This is a genomic window from Streptomyces sp. NPDC002574 (assembly GCF_042889545.1).
Lineage (GTDB): Bacteria > Actinomycetota > Actinomycetes > Streptomycetales > Streptomycetaceae > Actinacidiphila.
The window spans coordinates 58,013-77,532 of record NZ_JBIARB010000016.1; the positions used below are offsets into that span (position 1 = coordinate 58,013).

Annotated in this window: 17 protein-coding genes; 8 read left to right on the forward strand and 9 right to left on the reverse strand. The window is 72.3% G+C overall.

Translation table 11 applies throughout. The features are described 5' to 3' along the window. The first annotated feature begins 15 nt into the window (after nucleotides 1-15). The 3 genes from hydA (at nucleotide 16) to ACFYXS_RS32900 (ending at nucleotide 4,097) form a co-directional block, all read left to right on the forward strand. Nucleotides 16-1,416, forward strand: a complete 1,401-nt coding sequence (gene hydA, locus ACFYXS_RS32890; RefSeq protein ID WP_389254877.1) for a dihydropyrimidinase — start codon at nucleotides 16-18, stop codon at nucleotides 1,414-1,416. Between the two features lie 30 nt (nucleotides 1,417-1,446). Next, entirely contained in the window at nucleotides 1,447-2,466 is a 1,020-nt protein-coding gene (locus tag ACFYXS_RS32895; protein WP_389254879.1) for a TIGR03842 family LLM class F420-dependent oxidoreductase, read from the forward strand. 98 nt (nucleotides 2,467-2,564) lie between these two features. Further along, complete coding sequence (locus tag ACFYXS_RS32900) at nucleotides 2,565-4,097, forward strand: NCS1 family nucleobase:cation symporter-1 (protein WP_389254881.1); 1,533 nt, start codon at nucleotides 2,565-2,567, stop codon at nucleotides 4,095-4,097. 37 nt (nucleotides 4,098-4,134) lie between these two features. On the opposite strand, the gene ACFYXS_RS32905 is transcribed toward ACFYXS_RS32900, so the two are convergent. The 6 genes from ACFYXS_RS32905 to ACFYXS_RS32930 all read right to left on the reverse strand — a co-directional run bounded on the left by ACFYXS_RS32905 (nucleotide 4,135) and on the right by ACFYXS_RS32930 (nucleotide 10,332). After that, nucleotides 4,135-5,778: a PucR family transcriptional regulator gene (locus ACFYXS_RS32905; protein ID WP_389254883.1), complete on the reverse strand. Its 1,644-nt coding sequence runs from the start codon at nucleotides 5,776-5,778 to the stop codon at nucleotides 4,135-4,137. A 277-nt stretch (nucleotides 5,779-6,055) separates the two neighbouring features. Beyond that, nucleotides 6,056-6,910, reverse strand: a complete 855-nt coding sequence (locus tag ACFYXS_RS32910; protein ID WP_389254885.1) for an amidohydrolase family protein — start codon at nucleotides 6,908-6,910, stop codon at nucleotides 6,056-6,058. After that, complete coding sequence (locus ACFYXS_RS32915) at nucleotides 6,907-7,218, reverse strand: L-rhamnose mutarotase (RefSeq protein ID WP_389254887.1); 312 nt, start codon at nucleotides 7,216-7,218, stop codon at nucleotides 6,907-6,909. The genes ACFYXS_RS32910 and ACFYXS_RS32915 overlap by 4 nt, the downstream gene beginning before the upstream one ends. Further along, on the reverse strand, nucleotides 7,218-8,216 hold the full coding sequence (locus ACFYXS_RS32920; RefSeq protein ID WP_389254889.1) for an aldo/keto reductase: 999 nt from the start codon (nucleotides 8,214-8,216) through the stop codon (nucleotides 7,218-7,220). Before ACFYXS_RS32920 ends, ACFYXS_RS32915 begins: the two co-directional genes overlap by 1 nt. A gap of 14 nt (nucleotides 8,217-8,230) precedes the next feature. After that, nucleotides 8,231-8,995: an SDR family NAD(P)-dependent oxidoreductase gene (locus tag ACFYXS_RS32925; protein WP_389254891.1), complete on the reverse strand. Its 765-nt coding sequence runs from the start codon at nucleotides 8,993-8,995 to the stop codon at nucleotides 8,231-8,233. Beyond that, nucleotides 8,992-10,332 carry an enolase C-terminal domain-like protein gene (locus ACFYXS_RS32930; RefSeq protein WP_389254893.1) on the reverse strand — a complete coding sequence of 447 codons (1,341 nt, stop codon included), beginning with the start codon at nucleotides 10,330-10,332 and terminating at the stop codon, nucleotides 8,992-8,994. The genes ACFYXS_RS32925 and ACFYXS_RS32930 overlap by 4 nt, the downstream gene beginning before the upstream one ends. Nucleotides 10,333-10,592: 260 nt before the next feature. Here ACFYXS_RS32930 and ACFYXS_RS32935 point away from each other — a divergent pair, with 260 nt between their 5' ends. The 3 genes from ACFYXS_RS32935 (at nucleotide 10,593) to ACFYXS_RS32945 (ending at nucleotide 14,396) form a co-directional block, all read left to right on the forward strand. After that, on the forward strand, nucleotides 10,593-11,645 hold the full coding sequence (locus ACFYXS_RS32935; RefSeq protein WP_389254895.1) for a sugar ABC transporter substrate-binding protein: 1,053 nt from the start codon (nucleotides 10,593-10,595) through the stop codon (nucleotides 11,643-11,645). Nucleotides 11,646-11,757: 112 nt separating this feature from the next. After that, nucleotides 11,758-13,347 carry a sugar ABC transporter ATP-binding protein gene (locus tag ACFYXS_RS32940; RefSeq protein ID WP_389254897.1) on the forward strand — a complete coding sequence of 530 codons (1,590 nt, stop codon included), beginning with the start codon at nucleotides 11,758-11,760 and terminating at the stop codon, nucleotides 13,345-13,347. Between the two features lie 2 nt (nucleotides 13,348-13,349). After that, nucleotides 13,350-14,396, forward strand: a complete 1,047-nt coding sequence (locus tag ACFYXS_RS32945) for an ABC transporter permease (RefSeq protein WP_389254899.1) — start codon at nucleotides 13,350-13,352, stop codon at nucleotides 14,394-14,396. Nucleotides 14,397-14,413: 17 nt separating this feature from the next. On the opposite strand, the gene ACFYXS_RS32950 is transcribed toward ACFYXS_RS32945, so the two are convergent. Continuing rightward, nucleotides 14,414-14,845, reverse strand: a complete 432-nt coding sequence (locus ACFYXS_RS32950) for a nucleoside deaminase (protein ID WP_389255078.1) — start codon at nucleotides 14,843-14,845, stop codon at nucleotides 14,414-14,416. A gap of 2 nt (nucleotides 14,846-14,847) precedes the next feature. Beyond that, on the reverse strand, nucleotides 14,848-15,705 hold the full coding sequence (locus ACFYXS_RS32955; protein WP_389254901.1) for an LLM class flavin-dependent oxidoreductase: 858 nt from the start codon (nucleotides 15,703-15,705) through the stop codon (nucleotides 14,848-14,850). A 94-nt stretch (nucleotides 15,706-15,799) separates the two neighbouring features. Here ACFYXS_RS32955 and ACFYXS_RS32960 point away from each other — a divergent pair, with 94 nt between their 5' ends. Further along, on the forward strand, nucleotides 15,800-16,261 hold the full coding sequence (locus ACFYXS_RS32960; protein ID WP_389254903.1) for an Lrp/AsnC family transcriptional regulator: 462 nt from the start codon (nucleotides 15,800-15,802) through the stop codon (nucleotides 16,259-16,261). A 53-nt stretch (nucleotides 16,262-16,314) separates the two neighbouring features. Here the strand turns inward: ACFYXS_RS32960 and ACFYXS_RS32965 are convergent, their stop codons facing one another. Further along, nucleotides 16,315-18,378 carry a phosphocholine-specific phospholipase C gene (locus ACFYXS_RS32965; protein ID WP_389254905.1) on the reverse strand — a complete coding sequence of 688 codons (2,064 nt, stop codon included), beginning with the start codon at nucleotides 18,376-18,378 and terminating at the stop codon, nucleotides 16,315-16,317. A gap of 269 nt (nucleotides 18,379-18,647) precedes the next feature. Between ACFYXS_RS32965 and ACFYXS_RS32970 the strand changes: the two genes are divergently transcribed. After that, entirely contained in the window at nucleotides 18,648-19,433 is a 786-nt protein-coding gene (locus ACFYXS_RS32970; protein ID WP_389254907.1) for a potassium channel family protein, read from the forward strand. The last annotated feature ends 87 nt before the right edge of the window (nucleotides 19,434-19,520 follow it).

The window sequence follows — 19,520 nt, forward strand, 5'->3', positions numbered from 1 at the left end:
GGAGGGACGGAGGACATGAGCCGGATTCTGATCCGCGGCGGACTGGTCGTCACCGCCGCCGAGGAGACCCACGCCGACGTGCTCGTCGAGGACGAGCGGATCGTCGCCCTGGCCGCCACCGGCAGCACCGTGGCCGAGGGCTGGACGGCGGACACCGTGATCGACGCGACCGGGAAGTACGTCATCCCCGGCGGCGTCGACGCGCACACCCACATGGAGCTGCCCTTCGGCGGCACCCACGCCTCGGACACCTTCGAGACCGGTACCCGGGCCGCCGCCTGGGGCGGGACCACGACCATCGTGGACTTCGCCGTGCAGTCCGTCGGCGAGTCGCTGCGCGCCGGACTGGACGCCTGGCACGCGAAGGCCGAGGGCAACTGCGCCGTCGACTACGCGTTCCACACGATCATGTCCGATGTCACCGAGGACAGCCTCAAGGAGATGGACCTCCTCGTGGACGAGGGCGTGACCTCCTTCAAGCTGTTCATGGCGTATCCGGGCGTGTTCTACAGCGACGACGGCCGCATCCTGCGGGCGATGCAGCGCGGCGCCGACAACGGCGGCCTGGTGATGATGCACGCGGAGAACGGCATCGCCATCGACGTGCTGGTCGAGCAGGCGCTGGCCGCGGGGAGGACCGATCCCCGCTACCACGGCGAGGTGCGGCGGGAGTTGCTGGAGGCCGAGGCCACCCACCGTGCCATCAAGCTGGCGGAGGTGGCCGGTTCGCCGCTGTACGTGGTGCACGTGTCGGCCGAGTCGGCGCTCGCCGAACTGGCGGCGGCCCGTGACCGCGGCCTGAACGTCTTCGGGGAGACCTGTCCGCAGTATCTGTTCCTGTCGACGGACAACCTGGCGGAGCCGGACTTCGAGGGCGCGAAGTACGTGTGCTCGACGCCGCTGCGGCCGAAGGAGCACCAGGCGGCGCTGTGGAAGGGGTTGCGGACCAACGATCTCCAGGTGGTGTCGACCGACCACTGCCCGTTCTGCTTCGTGGGGCAGAAGGAGCTCGGTCGTGGGGACTTCTCGAAGATCCCGAACGGGCTGCCGGGGGTGGAGAACCGGATGGATCTGCTGCATCAGGCGGTGGTGGACGGGCACATCGGCCGGCGGCGGTGGATCGAGATCGCGTGTGCCGCTCCGGCGCGGATGTTCGGGCTGTATCCGCGGAAGGGGACGATCGCGCCGGGTGCGGACGCCGACATCGTGATCTACGACCCGGCGGCCGAGCAGGTCATGTCCGCCGAGACCCATCACATGAACGTCGACTACTCGGCCTACGAGGGCAAGCGCGTGCGCGGCAGGGCGAGCACCGTCCTGTCCCGCGGCACCGTGATCATCGACCAGGACCGCTACCTGGGCCGGGCCGGCCACGGCCGCTACCAGACCCGTGCGACCTGCCAGTACCTCGTCTGACCACGACCAGCCACCCAGGGGAGCAGAGCAATGGAATTCGGTCTCGTCCTGCAGACGGACCCGCCCGCCTCGGGCGTCGTGGAGCTGATGAAGCGTGCCGAGCGCAACGGCTTCGGCTACGGCTGGACCTTCGACTCGGCGGTGCTGTGGCAGGAGCCGTTCGTCATCTACAGCCAGATCCTGGCGCAGACCGAGCGGCTGGTCGTGGGGCCGATGGTCACCAATCCGGGGACGCGGACGTGGGAGGTGACGGCCTCGACGTTCGCCACGCTCGCGGACATGTTCGGCAACCGTGTGATCTGCGGCATCGGCCGCGGTGACTCGGCGATGCGGGTGGCCGGGCGCAAGCCCAACACCCTGGCCCGCATCGAGGAGGCCATGCACGTCATCCGCGAACTCGCCGAGGGCCGCGAGGCCGACCTGGGCGGGGCGCACGTACGTATCCCGTGGGTGAAGGAGGGTGCGAGCCTGCCCGTGTGGATGGCCGCCTACGGGCCCAAGGCCCTCGCCATGACCGGCGAGAAGGCCGACGGCTTCATCCTCCAGCTCGCCGACGTCTACCTCACCGAGTGGATGGTCAAGACCGTCAAGGACGCCGCGGAGCGGGCAGGCCGCAATCCGGACGAGGTGCGGATCTGCGTCGCCGCGCCGGCGTACGTCACCGAGGACGACTCCCCGCGGGCACTGGCGCACGCGCGCGAGCAGTGCCGCTGGTTCGGCGGGATGGTCGGCAACCACGTCGCCGACCTCGTCTCCAAGTACGGCCACGACTCCAGCGCGGTCCCGCAGGAGCTGACGGACTACATCACGGCCCGTCAGGGGTACGACTACGCCCACCACGGCCGCACCGGCAACCCCGACACCGCCTTCGTCCCGGACGAGATAGTCGACCGCTTCTGCGTGATCGGCACGCCGGAGCAGCACATCGAGAAGCTGACCGCCCTCAAGGCCCTGGGCGTCGACCAGTTCGCGCTCTACAACATGCAGGACACCAAGGAGTCGGTCATCGACGTCTACGGCTCGACGGTGATCCCCGCCGTCAGCGGCTGACCCGGACACGCCGCGACCCGACCCCCGCATCCCCCCACCGCCACCCGCACGGCAAGCGTTCGATCCCCGTCCGCGTCTCGAACGAAGGGGCTGCTGCCATGACAGCCACCGCTCCACCGCCCGCCGGAAGAACCGGGGCCGAAGGCCGCGTCGAGCTCGCGCCCGACGCGATCCCGACCGGCCCGTACGCCAACGAGGACCTGCTCCCGGTCCCGCTGGCCCAACGCAAGTGGACCACGTACAACTTCACCGCGCTGTGGGTCGGCATGGCCCACAACGTCGCCTCCTGGACGCTCGCCTCCGGTCTGGTGGCGCTCGGCATGGACTGGAAGCAGGCGGTGTTCACCATCGCCCTGGCCAACCTCGTCGTCCTCGTGCCGATGCTGCTCACCGGCCACGCGGGGCCCAAGTACGGCATCCCGTTCCCGGTCTTCGCGCGGGCGTCCTTCGGCGTCCGGGGCGCGAACCTGCCGGCCCTGGTGCGGGCGGCGGTGGCCTGCGTCTGGTTCGGCATCCAGACGTGGATCGGCGGCTCCGGCATCTTCCTGCTCGCCGGGAAGCTGTTCGGCGACGACTGGGCGACCGCGGGCCACATCGGCGGCTACCCGTGGACGCAGTGGCTGTCGTTCGTGATCTTCTGGATCCTGCAGGTCGCGATCATCGTGCGCGGCATGGAGACGGTCCGGCGGTTCGAGAACTGGGCGGCGCCCTTCGTCATCGCCGGCGCCATCGCGCTGCTGATCTGGATGAGCGTCAAGGCCGGCGGATTCGGCCCGCTGCTCGACCAGCCCTCCTCGCTCGGCTGGGGACCCGGATTCTGGAAGGTCTTCTTCCCCGCGCTCATGGGCATGATCGGCTTCTGGTCGACGCTGTCCCTGAACATCCCCGACTTCACCCGCTACGCCGCGGGCCAGCGCGCCCAGCTGTGGGGCCAGTCCCTGGGCCTGCCCACCACGATGACGCTGTTCGCGCTGCTCTCGGTGCTGGTCACCTCGGGCTCGCAGGCCGTGTACGGGGAGCCGATCTGGGACCCGGTGGCGCTGGCCGCCAAGCTGGACAACTGGGCCGGGGTGCTCTTCGCGCTCATCACGGTCCTGGTGGCCACCTTGTCGGTGAACATCGCGGCCAACGTGGTCTCGCCGGCCTTCGACCTGTCCAACATCGCGCCGCGCAGGATCAGCTTCCGCGCCGGCGCGCTGATCACCGCGGTCGTGGGTGTCGTCATCTTCCCCTGGAAGCTGCTGGCCAGCCCGCAGGCGTACATCTTCACCTGGCTCGGCACGGTCGGCGGTCTGCTCGGCACCGTGGCCGGCATCCTCATCGCCGACTACTGGATCATCCGCCGCACCCGGCTCGAACTCGCCGACCTGTACCGGGCGGAGGGCCGCTACTGGTACGACGGCGGCTGGAACTGGCGGGCGCTGGTGGCGTTCGCGGTCGGCGGCGTCCTCGCCATCGGCGGCTCGCACTCCGGACTCGACGCGAAGGGCGTCAAGCAGGGACCGTTCCCCGTCGACGGGATGATCCCCTTCCTCAAGCCGCTCGCCGACTACGGCTGGGCCGTGGGGCTGGCCGCCTCCCTGGTCGTCTACCTCCTGCTGACCCGGCTCGCCCCGGAGCGGAGGACCTGACCCGGCGCCCGCACACGGGGCCCGGGCCCCGGCCGCCTCAGCGGTCGGCCCCGGGCCCCGCGGCGCGCTGCGCCTCGTGCGCGAGGAGCGCGACGTACAGCGACGTCAGCTGCTCCCAGTCGTCCAGGTCGATGCCGAGCAGTGACTCGATGCTCTGCAGCCGCCGGTAGAACGCCGGGCGGCTGACGTGGTGCACCTGCGCCGCCGCCGACTTGTTGCGGCCGGTGTCCAGATAGGTGCGCAGCACGTCCAGCAGTGCCGGGTTCCGCAGCAGCGGCCCCAATTCCCGCCCGATGAAGGCCTGCAGCTCCGGCTCGTCCCGCATCAGCCGGACCAGGCCGCGCAGCCGCACGTCCCGCAGCCGCGCCACCGGTGCCGCCGGGGGGCCGGCCACCGCCGCGTCCGCGACGTGCACCGCCTCGACGAAGGAGCGCCGGACCGCGTCCAGTTCGCGGCAGCCTAAGCCCGCCCCGGCGACCGCCGTCCGGCCCCGGGCCGCCAGTTCCTCGTGCACGTGGACGGCGACCCGCCGCACGGCGGCGTCGGTGTCCTGCCCGTACGGGACACTGAGCAGGACCGCCGTCCCGGCCGGGCCGATCCGGGCCACCAGGCCCGCGACGTCGGGATGCTCCGCCAGCGCGCGTTCGATCAGCTCCGGCACGTCGTCCCGGCCGTCGGGTGCCGGGCCGAGGGGGCGTACGACCACGGGGACGAAGACGCGCCGGTTGACCGGCAGACCGGCCGCGCGGACCCGGGTCAGCAACTGCTCGGGGCGGGCGGTGCCCGACGCCAGGTCGAGCAGCAGCGACTCGGCGGCCTGGTCCTCCCAGCCCCGGTCGCGGTCGCCCAGCAGACGGTGCATGGCCAGCGCCTCGGCGGCGCGGGCCCCCAGCACGTGCCCCGACTCCTCGGTGCCCTGGTGGCCGACGAGCACCAGCCGGCCCCACTGCTGCCCCCTGGCCTCCAGCGGTGCCACGATCCAGCCGTCCGGGCCGACCGTCACAGCCCCGCTCCCCGCGAGCTCCGCCACCTGGCGGGAAACCCGTTCCCAGTCCCGCAGCAGCCCGTTCAGCGACCCCTGGTCGCCGGCCGAGGCCAGGACGCGCTGCGCGAGATTGACCACGAGCGCCGGGCAGCCGCTCAGAGTGGCGATCTCGTCCAGCACCCGTTGCAGCGTCGCCCCGGAGAGATTGAGCACGGTCAGCGAGGACCGTATCCGCTCCGACAGGTCGAGGGCGGCGAAGCGGCCGTGCACCAGGCGCGCGTGCACCTCCTCGGTCAGCCGGGCGAACGGCGCCGGCCGGTGCAGCACGATCAGCGGCACCCCGCAGCGCTCGGCGGCCCGCCGCATCGGCTCCGGCGTGGTGCGGAAGGCGCGGCCGAGGCCCAGGACCACGGCGGCGACGTCGGCGCGCTGCATCGACTCGATGTACTCGCGCTGCGCCCGTTCGTCGCCCGCCAGGAGCAGGCCGGTGGTGAGCACCATCTCGCCGCCGCTGAGCATGACCCCGACGTCCAGCGCCTCGGCCACGTGCAGCCAGCGCACCGCGCGGTGCAGGTGCGCGGAGCCCGCGACGACCTCCGGGCCCCAGGGCGTGACGAGGTCCAGGTCCAGGACGTCGCGCACGGTCAGCCGACCCGCCGTGTGCGGCGGGGGTGCGTCCGGTCTGTCGTCGCCCACGCGATCACGCCCGTCCCTCGTCCTGCCAGGGGTGGGAGTCTAGTCACCGTTCCCGGGGACCGAGCGGGGTCGGCGGAGAGCGGGGATCACCGGGCCGGGTCGCGCCGGGCTCCTGCGGGTGCTCCCGGTCGACGGCCGGGTGGACGCCCGCTCCCGTGCGGCGCGTCCCCGACGAGCACGTCGCCCGTCCCGCCGCCGACCGGCCCGGGCGGCCCGGGGGCACGTCGCGGACCTGCTGTCCGCTTCGTGACTCCGCCGGACCGGACCGCTCGCGGGGTCAGAGGCCGTAGACGCGGCGGGCGGTTCCGGAGAACACCGCATCGTGTTCGGCCGGGGTGAGGCCGGCGGTGAGGGTACGGGCGGCGTCGACGACCTCGGCGTAGGAGGCGGCGAGCCGCGCGACCGGCCAGTCGGAGCCGAACATCAGGCGGTCCGGGCCGAACGCGTCGAGCACGGTGCCGGCGTAGGGGGCGAGGTCGGCGGGGGTCCAGGTGTCCCAGTCGGCCTCGGTGACCATGCCGGACAGCTTGCAGACGGCGTTGGGCAGCGCGGCCAGCGCCCGTACGTCGTCCGCCCACGGCCGCAACGTGCCTGCGGCGATGGGGGGTTTGCCCAGGTGGTCCAGGACGAACACCAGGTCGGGCAGGAGCGCCGCGGCCTTGGCGGCCGCAGGCAACTGCTCGGCCAGGACCACCAGGTCGTACACCAGACCGGCGTCGGCCACGGCGCGCAGCCCGCGCCGCACGTCGGGGCGGAGCAGCCACTCCGGGTCGGCCTCGCCCTGCACCTGGTGGCGGATGCCCACCAGACGCTCGCCGCCGGGCAGTTCGCGCAAGGCGGCCAGCCGGTCGGCGACCGCCGGGTCCGTCAGGTCGGTCCAGCCCACGACGCCCGCGACGAGCCCGCCCCGCGCGGCGAGGGCCAGGAACTCCGGCGTCTCCTCCGCGACGGTGACGGTCTGGACGAGGACGGTGGCGGTCACGCCCGCCGCCCGCGCCTCCGGTTCGAGGTCGGCGACGGAGAACGAACGGCGCAGCGGGGCCAGCCGCTCCCCGGTGATCCAGTCCTGGTCGCGGACGGACAGGTCCCAGATGTGGTGGTGGGCGTCCACGACGCCGTGCGGCACGCTCACAGCTCCCACACCACCGGCAGGGTCGCCCCGGCGCCGTCCGCCGAGTAGTCGTGCGCGACCTCGAGCAGCTCCGTCATCCGGGCCTGCCAGGCGATGTTGACGGGCAGTCGCTCCAGTGCGGCGATCATCGCCGGGTAGTCGTCCACGTCCAGGAGGTGGAACAGGTCGCTGCCGCTGCGCCAGATCGTCCACTCGCGCACGCCGGCGGCGCGGATCGCGGCGGTGAGCTCCCCGGGCACCTCGCGGTGCGCCGCCTCGTACTCCTCGGTCCGGTCCGCGCGGACCCTGGTGTGCAGTGCGACCCTCATCACGCCTCCCCGGCGGGGACGGGCACGCCCGCGTCGAGCAGTCCCTCGGCGCGCAGGTCGTCCCAGAGGGCGGCCGGCAGCGGGTGCTTGTGCATCGCCTCGGCGTCCCGCACCTCCGCGGGCGAGCGCAGGCCCAGCAGCACGCTGGACACGGCCGGATGCGCCGCGGGGAAGCGCTGGGCCGCCGCGCGCAGCGGGACGCCGTGGCGGCCGGTGACGGTCTGGATCCGGCGGGCCCGGGCCAGGACGGGGCCGGGCGCCGGCGCGTAGTCGTACCGGGCGTCCGGGTGCGGGTCGATCAGCAGGCCGGAGTTGAAGACGCCGCCCACGACCACGCTCTTGCCGCGTGCCGCCGCCTCCGGCAGCACTTCGGCCAGGCCCTCCTGCTCCAGCAGCGTGTAGCGGCCGGCCATCAGCACCACGTCCACATCGGTGTCGCGCAGGAAGCGCGCGAGCATGCCCGTCTGGTTCATGCCGGCCCCGATGGCGTCCACGACGCCCTCGGAGCGCAGCTTCTCCAGGGCGGGGTAGCCCTGGCCGAAGGCCTCTTCGGCGTGCCCGTCGGGATCGTGCAGAAAGGCGACGTCGATGCGGTCGAGGCCGAGGCGTTCCAGGCTGTCCTCGATGCTGCGGCGCACACCGTCGGCGCTGAAGTCCCAGACCCGGTGGTGGGTGGCGGGGACGGCGAAGCCGTTCGCCAGGTCGTCGCCGGTCGCGCCGCCGTCCCCGGAGGGCACCAGGAGCCGGCCCACCTTGGTGGAGACGGTGTACTGCTCCCGCGGCCGGTCCCGCAGGGCGGCGCCGATCCGCCGTTCGGACAGCCCCAGGCCGTAGTGCGGGGCGGTGTCGAAGTAGCGGATGCCCGCGTCCCAGGCGGCGTCCACGGCCTGCGCCGCCGCCTCGTCGGTGACGGGCGAGAAGAGGTTGCCGATCGCGGCGGCGCCGAAGCCCACCGCGGTCACGGGGACGCCGCTGCGGCCCAGCGCGTTGCGTCGCATCCCGGCCGTTCCTCTCACTGCCCGGCCGGGCGCAGGCGCAGCCCGGCCATGCCGCCGTCGACCGCGAGCGCGGTGCCGGTGACCGAGGCGGCGGCGGGGCTCGCCAGGTAGACGATGGCCGCGGCCACCTCGTCCGCGGTCACCAGGCGGCCCATGGGCTGCCGGGCCCGCAGCGCCGCGCGCTCGGCCTCGGGGTCGTCGGCCGCGTCCAGCAGTCGCGCCACCCACGGGGTGTCGGCGGTACCGGGGTTGACGCAGTTGACGCGGACGCCCTCGCGGATGTGGTCGGCCGCCATCGCCAGGGTCAGCGAGAGCACCGCGCCCTTGCTCGCGCTGTACAGCGCGCGCTGGGGCAGACCCGCGGTCGCGGCGATCGAGCAGGTGTTGACGACCGCGGCGTGGGCGGAGTGCCGCAGGTGGGGGAGGGCCGCGCGGGTGGTGCGGACCATGCCGAGGACGTTGACGTCGAGCACGCGGTGCCACTGCTCGTCGGGGTTGTCCTCGACGGTGCCCGCGGCGCCGATCCCGGCGTTGTTGACCAGGATGTCGAGACCGCCGAGCTCCTGCGCCGCCGCGTCGACCGCGGCCCGGACGGAGGCGTCGTCCGACACGTCCGCCTTGTACGCCAGCAGCGGTTCCGGCAGCGCGCCGGGCGCGAGATCGAGCACGGCGACCCGGGCGCCGCGCTCCGCGAGCAGTTGCGCGGTGGCCAGTCCGATGCCCGAGGCGCCGCCCGTCACCAGAGCTGTCAGCCCGTCGAGTCCGTCCAGTCCGCTCATGCCTGCTGTCCCTCCTGCCGTGCCCGGTCGGCCACCCAGAACGTACCGTCCGGGTAGCGGAATTCGTCGATCGATTCCGGTCTCATCTGCGCGGAGAAACCGGGTGCCGCGGGTGCGGTGTAGTGGCCCTGCCGGATCACGACCGGGGTCACGAAGTGCTCGTGGAGATGGTCCACGTACTCGATGGCGCGGTCCTCGACGGTGCCGGACAGCGCCACGTAGTCGAACATCGACAGGTGCTGCACCAGCTCGCACAGCCCCACCCCGCCCGCGTGCGGGCAGACCGGCACACCGAAGGCGGCGGCCAGCAGCAGGATGGCCAGATTCTCGTTGACGCCGCCGACGCGCGCCGCGTCGATCTGCAGGACGTCGATCGCCCCGGCCTGCAGCAACTGCTTGAAGACGATGCGGTTCTGCACGTGCTCGCCGGTGGCGACCTTCACGGGGGCCACGGCCTCGCGGACGGCGGCGTGGCCGAGGATGTCGTCCGGCGAGGTCGGCTCCTCGATCCAGTACGGCTCGAACTCGCCGAGCGCGTTCACCCAGGCCACGGCCTCGCCGACGTTCCAGCGCTGGTTGGCGTCGATCGCGATGCGCACGTCGGCGCCGACGGCGGCGCGGGCGGCGCGCAGCCGCCGGACGTCGTCGTCCAGATCGGCGCCGACCTTCAGCTTGATCTGGGCGAAGCCGTCGGCGACCGCCTGCTTGGCGAGCCGCGTCAGCTTCTCGTCGGAGTAGCCGAGCCAGCCGGGCGAGGTGGTGTAGCCGGGGTAGCCCCGCTTCTCGAGCGTCGCGGCGCGGCCGGCCGCGCCCTCCTTGCCGCGGCGCAGCAGTTCCAGGGCGCGTTCGGGGGTGAGGGCGTCGGCGATGTAGCGGAAGTCGATCTGGGAGACCAGCCATTCGGGCTCCGCGTCGGCCAGCAGGCGCCACAGCGGCTTGTCGGCGCGCTTGGCGGCCAGGTCCCACACGGCGTTGACGACGGCGCCGATCGCCATGTGCATCACGCCCTTCTCAGGGCCCAGCCAGCGCAGCTGGCTGTCGCCGGTCAGGTCGCGGGCGACCGAGCCGGGGTCGGCGCACACCTCGTCCACCGGGCGGCCGATCAGATGGGGGCGCAGTGCCTCGATCGCCGCGACCTGGACGTCGTTGCCGCGTCCGATGGTGAAGACGAAGCCGTGCCCCTCCAGGCCGTCGCCGGCGTCGGTGCGCAGCACCACGTACGCGGCGGAGTAGTCGGGGTCCGGGTTCATCGCGTCGGACCCGTCCAGTTCCCGTGAGGTGGGGAACCGGATGTCATGGGTGTCGATCGCGGTGATACAGGCGGAGGTCGCGGACAAGTGGCTGCCTTTCACGCTCGGCCATGGGCAAGACATCGGAGGTCTCGCGCCACGGTGACTGTAAGCGCCATCGGCCGCGGCTGGCAATCCATTCCTCGGATGTCTGTGACAGGAGAGCGTCGCGGGCACTGTGGTCGACGGATTCGTCCGATCGTGTCCGTACAGGGGGTTGTCATGGCAGCACGGCGGACTTACTTTCCTTCTCGTCCGCGATACCTCGGATGAATCGCCCCCGCATTGGGCAAGGAGAGAACACGGCCATGAAGCTCGCCCGTACGCGCTCCACCGCCGCGGTCGCCGCGGCCGCACTCGCGATGGCCGCCCTCGCCACCGCCTGCAACCGCGGCAGCGACAGCACCGCCGGAGCAGGTGGGGACAAGAAGCCGGCCATCGGCATCGACCTGCCGCGCTCCGACTCCGACTTCTGGAACTCCTACGCGCAGTACATCGAGCAGGGCATCAAGGACGACGGCCTGAACGCCCTGCCGCGCAGCAACTCCCAGAACGACGTCACCAAGCTCGTCGCCAACGTGCAGGTCTTCGAGAACACCGGCGCGAAGTCCGTCGTGATGGCCCCGCAGGACACCGGCGCCATCGCCTCCACGCTCGACACCCTGGCCGGCAAGAAGATCCCGGTCGTCAGCGTGGACACCCGCCCCGACAAGGGCGACGTCTACATGGTCGTCCGCGCCGACAACAAGGCGTACGGCACCAAGGCGTGCGAGTTCCTCGGTGAGCAGATGGGCGGCAAGGGCAAGGTCGCCGAGTTCCAGGGCGCGCTCGACTCCATCAACGGGCGTGACCGCTCCGAGGCGTTCGCGGCCTGCATGAAGGACAAGTTCCCCGGGATCCAGGTCTTCGAGCTGCCGACCGACTGGAAGGGCGACGTGGCCTCCGCGAAGCTGCAGAGCCTGCTCGCCCAGCACCCCGACCTCGGCGGTGTCTACATGCAGGCGGGCGGTGTCTTCCTGCAGCCCACCCTCGCCCTGCTGAAGCAGAAGGGCCTGCTCAAGCCGGCCGGCCAGAAGGGCCACATCTTCATCGTCTCCAACGACGGCATCCCGCAGGAGCTCGACGCGATCCGCAAGGGCGAGATCGACGCGACCGTCTCCCAGCCCGCCGACCTGTACGCCAAGTACGCGCTCTTCTACGCCAAGGCCGCGGCCGACGGCAAGACCTTCCAGGCCGGGCCCACCGACCACGACTCCACCATCATCAGCATCCCCAACGGCCTGGAGGATCAGCTCCCGGCGCCGCTGGTGACCAAGGACAACGTCGACGACAAGGCCCTGTGGGGCAACAACATCGGCTGATCGCGACCCCGGGGCCGGCCGGCGGCCGGCCCCACCGGATCGCACGGCACCGCATTGCACCGCACCGCACAGCTGCACCCGCCCGCACCGCATCCGCAGAACGGAATCCACCATGGCGGACCCCGCCACCGCTCCGCCCCCCGTGGCCGAGGCGACCGGGATCGGCAAACGCTTCGGCGCCACCGTGGCGCTGCGCGACGCCCGCATCTCGGTCGCCGCCGGCGAGTCGCACGCACTCGTCGGCCGCAACGGCGCGGGCAAGTCCACCCTCGTCAGCATCCTCACCGGCCTGCACCAGCCCGACGCGGGGAGCCTGCGCTTCTCCGGCGCGCCGGCTCCCTCGTTCGGGGACACCGACGCCTGGCGCGCCCGTGTCGCGTGCGTCTACCAGCGCTCCACGGTCATCGGCGAGCTGTCGGTGGCCGAGAACCTCTTCCTCAACCGGCAGAGCGCCACCGCGCTGCGCCCCATCAGCTGGAAGACCCTGCGGCAGCGGGCGACGGACCTGCTCGCCGAGTACGGGGTCGACATCGACCCCGCCGCACGGGCCCGTGACCTCACGGTCGAGCAGCGGCAGTTCGTCGAGATCGCGCGGGCCCTGTCCTTCGGCGCGCGCTTCATCATCCTCGACGAGCCCACCGCGCGCCTGGACGCCCGCGGCATCTCGCGTCTGTTCGACAAGCTCCGCGACCTGCAACGCCAGGGCGTGGCCTTCCTGTTCATCTCGCACCACCTGCAGGAGGTCTACGACCTCTGCACCACCGTCACCGTCTACCGCGACGCCCGCCACATCGTCACCGCGCCCGTGGCCGAGATCGACCACGACGCCCTGGTGGAGGCGATGACGGGCGAGTCCGCCGGGGCGGTGCGGCCCGAGGGCACCACGGCCGCGGCCCCGGTGCCCGGCGAGGGCGAAGGGCCGGAACTGCTCTCCGTCGCAGGACTGACGCTCGACGGGGCGTACCAGGACGTCAGCCTCTCGGTGCGCGCCGGTGAGGTGGTGGGCCTCGCGGGGGCCACCGCGAGCGGCAATGTCCGGCTCGGCGAGACGATCGCGGGTCTGCACCGCGCCGACACCGGGCGGATCGCCGTCGCCGGGCGCCCGGTGCGGGCCGGCGGGGTGCCCGACGCGATCGCGGCGGGCGTGGGCCTGGTCCCCGAGGACCGGCACCACCAGGGACTGGTCGGCAACCGCAGCGTGGCCGAGAACGCCACCCTGACCGTCACCGACCAGCTCGGGCCGTTCGGTACCGTGCTCCCCTCACGCACCCGGGACTTCGCCGAGCGAATGATCGCGGACCTGGACATCAGGACCCCGGGTTTCGCCACGCCCGTCTCCGCGCTGTCCGGTGGCAACCAGCAGAAGGTCGTGGTCGCCCGCGCGCTCGCCACCGACCCGCACGTCCTGGTGGCGGTCCGGCCGACCAACGGCGTCGACGTGCGGTCCAAGGAATTCCTGCTCGGCAGGATCCGCCAGGTCGCCGGCGCGGGCCGGGCGGCACTGATCATCTCCGACGAACTGGACGACCTGAGGGCCTGCGACCGGATCGTGGCGATGTTCCACGGCCGGGTCGTCGCGGAGTTCGGCCGGGGCTGGCGGGACGAGGAACTCGTCGCCGCCATGGAGGGCGTGTCCCGCGCCCCGTCCGCCGGAGCGAACGACACCGCCGGTGTCCCCGGCCCCCGAGAGCAGGAAAGGTAGTCATGTCCGCCACCACCGACGTCACCGAACCCCCGGTGCCCACCGCGAAGGACTCCGCGGCGGACGTGCCGCGCCGCGGGCCCGGCGGCTTCGCGCGCTTCCGCGAACTCTCCCTCGTCCCGGCCATCTTCGTGCTCGGGGTCATCGGCTTCATCGTCTCGCCCGCCTTCCTGACCTCCGACAACCTCATCGGCGTGGCGCAGCAGTCCACCGAGCTGAGCCTGCTGGTGCTCGCCGAGGCGCTGATCCTCATCGCCGGGCGCATGGACCTGTCGCTGGAGTCCACCATCGGCGTCGCCCCGGTGATCGCCGTGTGGCTCGTGCTGCCCTCCTCCGGTGGGCGTTTCACCGGCCTGGAACTCCTTCCCGTGTGGACGGCGATCCCGCTGTGCCTGCTGGTGGGCGCGGTGATCGGCGCGATCAACGGCTTCCTGATCCTGAAGCTGCGCCTGAACGGGTTCATCGTGACCCTGGGCGCCCTCACCATGCTGCGCGGTCTGCAGATCGCCATCTCCGAGGGGCGTTCCATCGTCGAGCTGCCCGGCTCGTTCACCTATCTGGGGCACGCCTCCTGGTTCGGGGTGCCCGCCGCGATCTGGGTCTGCGCCCTCCTGTTCGCCGTCGGCGGCTGCGCGCTCGCCTGGCTGCGCCACGGCAGGGCCCTGTACGCGATCGGCGGCAACGCCGAGGCCGCCCGCACCGCGGGCATCCGCGTGGACCGGATCACCTGGGTGGTCCTGATCGTCGGCGGGGTGCTCGCGGCCTTCGCGGGCGTCCTGTACAGCGGGCACTACGGGTCGATCTCGGCCGACCAGGGCAGCGGCTGGATCTTCCAGGTCTTTGCCGCGACCGTCATCGGCGGCGTCAGCCTCAACGGCGGGCGCGGCACGCTGTTCGGGGCGCTGACCGGTGTGCTCACCCTGCAACTCGTGGTCAACGTCATGACGCTGGCGGGCGTGCCGCCGCTGTGGAACCAGTTCCTCAACGGCGCCATCATCATCGTCGCCCTGATCATCTCCCGCTTCGCCTCCGGGGAGAAGCAGGAGTGACGCCGGCCGGCGCCCGGTCAGTAGTAGCCCTCGACCGGGACGCGGGCCTCGTCGTAGAGGGCCGGGCCCTCCTGCGGAACACGCGGGAACCCGGCCTTCGCGGCAGGCGACTTCAGGCCGGTGAGCTGTTCACCGGACAGCGCGTACACCACCTTGCCGAGGCCGGAGCGCTCCAGGGCGCCCGCGCACATGCCGCAGGGCTGGCAGCTGGTGTACATCGTCGTGGCGGCGGCGGTCGCCGGGTCCAGCTCGCGGGCCGCCCAGCGGGCCAGTTTCAGTTCGGGATGGGCGGTGATGTCGCCGTCGGTGATGCTGCTGTTCCGCTCCTCCGCCAGGACCGTGCCGTCGGGGCCGGCCAGCAGCGACCCGAAGGGCGGGTTGCCCGAGGCGCGGGCCTCGGCGGCCAGTGCGACGGCCCTGCGCAGCAGGCGTGTCGTCTCGTCGTCCATCGTCATTCCGTCTCCGTCTCCGTCTCCGCGCGCCGGGCGGCCACCGCCGCGAGCGCGTGCCACGCCCCCTGCGGGCGCAGCGTCTCGTGGGGGTCGCCGCCGAAAGGGTCGAGGACGACCGACTCGGCGCCCATCAGGCGCAGTTGCCGCAGGTCGTCCATGATCTGGTCGAGCGTGCCCTCACCGGCACGCCGGTCGGGCGTGGCGACGGGGGTGTCGGTCAGGCGCAGCAGGATCCGGGGAGCGAACGCCGGGACGGGCCGGTCCGCCTCCCGCGCGGCCGACGCGAGCCGGCCGAGTGCCTCGCGCATCCACGGCATCGTGGCGCGCAGCGGATGCCAGGCGTCGCCCAGCCGGACCGCCCGCCGGATGCCCGCGTCGCTGTTGCCGCCGACCCACAGCGGGATCGGCCCGCCGGCGTAGTCGGCCTCGTTCCGCCACGCCGCCCGCATGGCCCCCAGGTGTTCGTCCGTCAGCCGCCCGCGCCGCTCGAAGGGAACACCGAGCGCCTCGAACTCCTGGCGCGCCCAGCCGATGCCCACCCCCAGCACCAGCCGCCCGCCGCTGAGCGCGTTGAGGTTGGCGGCCATCCGGGCCACGGCCAGCGGGTGCCGGTACGGCACGATCAGCACCGTGGTCCCGAGCCTCACCCGTTCGGTGACCCCGGCCAGCCACGACAGCGTGGTGAACGGCTCGTAGAACGGGGCGGGGTACTGCTCGGCCACGTCGGGCGTCACCACCAGGTGGTCGGAGACCATCAGCAGGTCGAAGCCGAGCCCCTCCACCGTCCGCGCCCAGTCGCGCAGCACACCGGGGTCGGTACCCGGTCCGAAATTCGGGACGTTCACACCACAGCGCATGACGGTCAGGCTATCCACCGCGGGTAGCCGTGCGTAAGTGATTCCTCACGGTCTACGGGCCGAACTGCCGTGGATCCACCGGTATTCTCGGCACATGGCCGAGACTCTTGACGCGACCGACTGGGCGATCCTGGACGAGTTGCAGCGTGACGGGCGCGTCCCGTTCACCGAACTCGCCCGCCGGGTCGGTCTGAGCGCGTCGGCGACGACCGAGCGGGTCCGCCGGCTGGAGGCGCTGGGCGTCGTCACGGGCTACCGGGCCGAGGTCGACCTGGGCAGGGCCGGGTTCCCGGTGCTCGCGGTCGTCCGGCTGAAGTACCCCGGCAGCCGGCACGAGCCGCTGCGCCGCCTGCTCGGCGAACGGCGGGAGATCCTGGAGTGCCTGCGGACCACGGGCGACGACTGCTACGTGCTGAAGGTCGCCGCGACGTCCATGGCCCATCTGGAGGAGGTCATGGACGAACTGGCCGGCTTCGGGAGCACGACCACCAGCGTCGTCTATCGGCAGACCCTCCCGTACCGGGGGCCCGGCGGCCCCGCGTCCGCGACAGTGTGACGACCGCCGGCCGCGGCCCGGCGGGATGCCGGGTCGCGGCCGGGAGCGGGCGGTCAGCGGGCGGCGATGGCCGGGTCGCTGGTGCTCGTGTAGCCGCTCTCCACATGGGCGGCCAGACGGCGCACGAAGGACGTGTCGTGGTCCGCGGTCACGGTGAGGTCGTACCAGCCCTTGCTGCGCTCGGTCTCCGCGGAGTGCACGACGCGGGCGCCGGGACGCAGCTTGTAGGTGGCCGTCCTCTCCTTGCCGTACCCGTCCGCCACCGTGAACTCCACCGTGGTGGCGCCGTCGTTGGTCAGGACGAGCCGCGCGATGCCGAGGTCCCCGTCGTGGCGGGCGCTGACCTCCGGGCCCGCGCCGGTGACCCGCCCGCCGAAACGGCGCAGGAAGCCGTTGGGGCCGTGGACGGTGAAGTCGTAGCCGCCCTGGGCGTCCTCGGCGACGCTCCAGGTGTCGGACAGCGAGCGCCCCGACTCGACGGTGTACGTCCAGGGGCCGGCGGCGTGCGACGCCGATGTCACCAGGAAACCGGCGCCCGCGGTGCCGTGCGAGGCGAAGTCGATCCGCAGCGACCCGGTGGCGGTGCTGACCCGGCCGTCGGCCGACAGGTCGTACGGCAGGGCCCGCGCGGCGCGCATGCCGTGCTCCTGCCGGGGCAGCGCGCCCTTGGCCGGCGGGGTCGGCACGTAGTCGGGGTGGCGGTCGTTGTCCGGCGGGAGGTAGCCGCTCGTGTCCGGCAGCTCCGCCGCGTCGGTGTCCGTGTGCCGGAAGTCGAACGCGGAGGTCAGGTCACCGCACACCGCGCGGCGCCAGGGCGAGATGTTGGGCTCGGTGACCCCGAAGCGGCGCTCGATCAGCTGGAGGATCGAGGTGTGGTCGAAGGTCTGCGAGCAGACGTAACCGCCCTTGCTCCACGGCGACACCACGAACATCGGCACGCGCTGGCCGAGCCCGTACGGGCCCGCCGGGCGGGATCCCGAACCTGCGTACAGGTCGCCGGTGACGTCGACGGTGGACTTGCCCTGCGCGGCGGACGCGGCCGGGAACGGCGGCACGACGTGGTCGAAGAAGCCGTCGTTCTCGTCGTAGGTGATCAGCAGCGCGGTCCTGCTCCACACCTCGGGGTTGGAGGTGAGCGCGTCCAGCACCTGCGCGATGTACCAGGCGCCGTAGTTGACCGGCCAGTTGGGGTGCTCGGTGAACGCCTCGGGCGCCACGATCCAGGAGACCTGGGGGAGTTTCCCGGCGGTGACGTCGGCGCGCAGGATGTCGAAGAAGCCCTCGCCGTTCTTGGCGTCGGTGCCGGTGCGGGCCTTGTCGTACAGCGGGTCGCCGGGCTTGGCGTTGCGGTACTGGTCGAAGTAGAGCAGCGAGTTGTCGCCGTAGTTGCCGCGATAGGCGTCCTCGATCCAGCCCCAGCCGCCGGCCGCGTCGAGGCCGTCGCCGACGTCCTGGTAGATCTTCCACGACACGCCCGCCTGCTGCAGGCGCTCCGGGTACGTGGTCCAGGCGTAGCCCGCCTCCTCGTTGCCGAGGACCGGGCCGCCGCCCTTGCCGTCGTTGCCCGTGTACCCCGTCCACATGTAGTAGCGGTTCGGGTCGGTCGAGCCGATGAACGAGCAGTGGTACGCGTCGCAGATCGTGAAGGCCTCGGCGAGCGCGAAGTGGAAGGGGATGTCGTCGCGGGTCAGGTGCGCCATGGTGGTGGCGGACTTGGCGGGCACCCACTTGTCGTACTTGCCCTGGTTGACGGCGGCGTGGCCGTCGTTCCAGCTGTGCGGCAGGTCCTGCAGGAACGCCAGCCCGAGGTCGTCGTGGTCCGGGCGGAAGGGCAGCACGTCCTTCGTGCCGTCCGACTGGTACCACACCGGCTTGCCGTTCGGCTGCGTCACCGGGTGGGGGTCACCGAAACCGCGGACACCACGCAGCGTGCCGAAGTAGTGGTCGAAGGAGCGGTTCTCCTGCATCAGGACGACGATGTGCTCGACATCCTGGAGCGAACGCGTCCTGCGGTTCGCCGGGATCTCCGCCGCTCGGGCGATGCTGGTGGAAAGCACGGACAAGGCGGCGGTACCGCCCGCCAGTTGCATGAAGCGTCTGCGGTCGATGGCGTTCATGTAAGGCCTGTCTCCCGGGATGTCCGCGGCCGTAACAGGGGTGGCCAGTGTCACCAGGCCCGCGCGAACTCCCGTTGGCGCGAAGGAGAAGCACCCGCGAAGCCTGCGCCAACCCGCCGTCCGCCCGACAGCGCTCACGCCAGCCGACATCTTGCCCCGGAAGCGTAGTTGAGCGAGACACCCTCCTCGGTGTCGTCGCAGGTCAGCGGCGGACATCCCGCGACGGCCGGGACGCCCGGCGCTCCGGGCGGGCACGGGATACTGCCCCCATGAACCGTCTCGACCGCTGGGAGCAGCAGACCAGGGCGCCGCTGCTCGCCCTGGCGATGGTGTTCGGCGCGGCCTACGCATTGCCGATCCTGCTGCCGGACGCCGATCCGGCGCTCATCACCACCGCGCGCTGGACCGAGCGCAGCATCTGGGCGCTCTTCGCGGGCGACTACGTGGTCCGCCTGGGGCTCAGCGAGCACCGGTGGGATTTCGTCAAGCGCCAGCCGCTGAGCCTGGCCGTGGTCGTGCTGCCGCTGCTCCAGCCGCTGCGGCTGCTGCGTCTGGTGTCCGCGCTCTTCCTGGTGGGCCAGCGGGTCCGGCTGGCGGCGCAGGTACGGCTGACCACCTATGTGGTGGGCGCGGTGCTGGGGCTGCTCGCGTTCGGTTCGGTCGCCGTCCTGGAGGCCGAGCGGCACTCGCCGCACGGGAACATCCGCACGATCGGCGACGCGCTGTGGTGGTCGTTCACGACGATGACGACCGTGGGCTACGGCGACCACGCCCCCACCACCGGCGTCGGCCGGCTCATCGCCGTCGGCCTGATGCTGTCCGGGATCGCCCTGCTCGGTGTGGTCACCGCCAACATCGCGGCCTGGTTCCTGGCCCGTTTCCAGGAGGACGAGGAGGAGGGCCGCCGCCTTCAGGAGATCACCGAGGAACTGCTGCGGGAGGTCAGGGAGCTGCGGCGCGAGGTCGCCGAGCTCGGCGCCGCCGGCACGGGCGGCGCGCGGGACGGCACGGCCGCCGCCCCGCCGGACAGGACCCCCGGGCAGACCCCCGGATAGGGCATCGGAGTGGAACCGATCAAGACGGCCCGGAATGGGCTAGGTCACAGGCGTTGCCCCTGCTGCTCACCTGCTAACGCCCACTAA

Coding starts and splice junctions, on each gene's coding strand:
- hydA (WP_389254877.1), top strand. CDS start 16: ATGAGCCGGATTCTGATCCGCGGCGGACTGGTCGTCACCGCCGCCGAG.
- ACFYXS_RS32895 (WP_389254879.1), top strand. CDS start 1,447: ATGGAATTCGGTCTCGTCCTGCAGACGGACCCGCCCGCCTCGGGCGTC.
- ACFYXS_RS32900 (WP_389254881.1), top strand. CDS start 2,565: ATGACAGCCACCGCTCCACCGCCCGCCGGAAGAACCGGGGCCGAAGGC.
- ACFYXS_RS32915 (WP_389254887.1), bottom strand. CDS start 7,218: ATGAGGGTCGCACTGCACACCAGGGTCCGCGCGGACCGGACCGAGGAG.
- ACFYXS_RS32920 (WP_389254889.1), bottom strand. CDS start 8,216: ATGCGACGCAACGCGCTGGGCCGCAGCGGCGTCCCCGTGACCGCGGTG.
- ACFYXS_RS32925 (WP_389254891.1), bottom strand. CDS start 8,995: ATGAGCGGACTGGACGGACTCGACGGGCTGACAGCTCTGGTGACGGGC.
- ACFYXS_RS32935 (WP_389254895.1), top strand. CDS start 10,593: ATGAAGCTCGCCCGTACGCGCTCCACCGCCGCGGTCGCCGCGGCCGCA.
- ACFYXS_RS32940 (WP_389254897.1), top strand. CDS start 11,758: ATGGCGGACCCCGCCACCGCTCCGCCCCCCGTGGCCGAGGCGACCGGG.
- ACFYXS_RS32945 (WP_389254899.1), top strand. CDS start 13,350: ATGTCCGCCACCACCGACGTCACCGAACCCCCGGTGCCCACCGCGAAG.
- ACFYXS_RS32950 (WP_389255078.1), bottom strand. CDS start 14,845: ATGGACGACGAGACGACACGCCTGCTGCGCAGGGCCGTCGCACTGGCC.
- ACFYXS_RS32955 (WP_389254901.1), bottom strand. CDS start 15,705: ATGCGCTGTGGTGTGAACGTCCCGAATTTCGGACCGGGTACCGACCCC.
- ACFYXS_RS32960 (WP_389254903.1), top strand. CDS start 15,800: ATGGCCGAGACTCTTGACGCGACCGACTGGGCGATCCTGGACGAGTTG.
- ACFYXS_RS32965 (WP_389254905.1), bottom strand. CDS start 18,378: ATGAACGCCATCGACCGCAGACGCTTCATGCAACTGGCGGGCGGTACC.
- ACFYXS_RS32970 (WP_389254907.1), top strand. CDS start 18,648: ATGAACCGTCTCGACCGCTGGGAGCAGCAGACCAGGGCGCCGCTGCTC.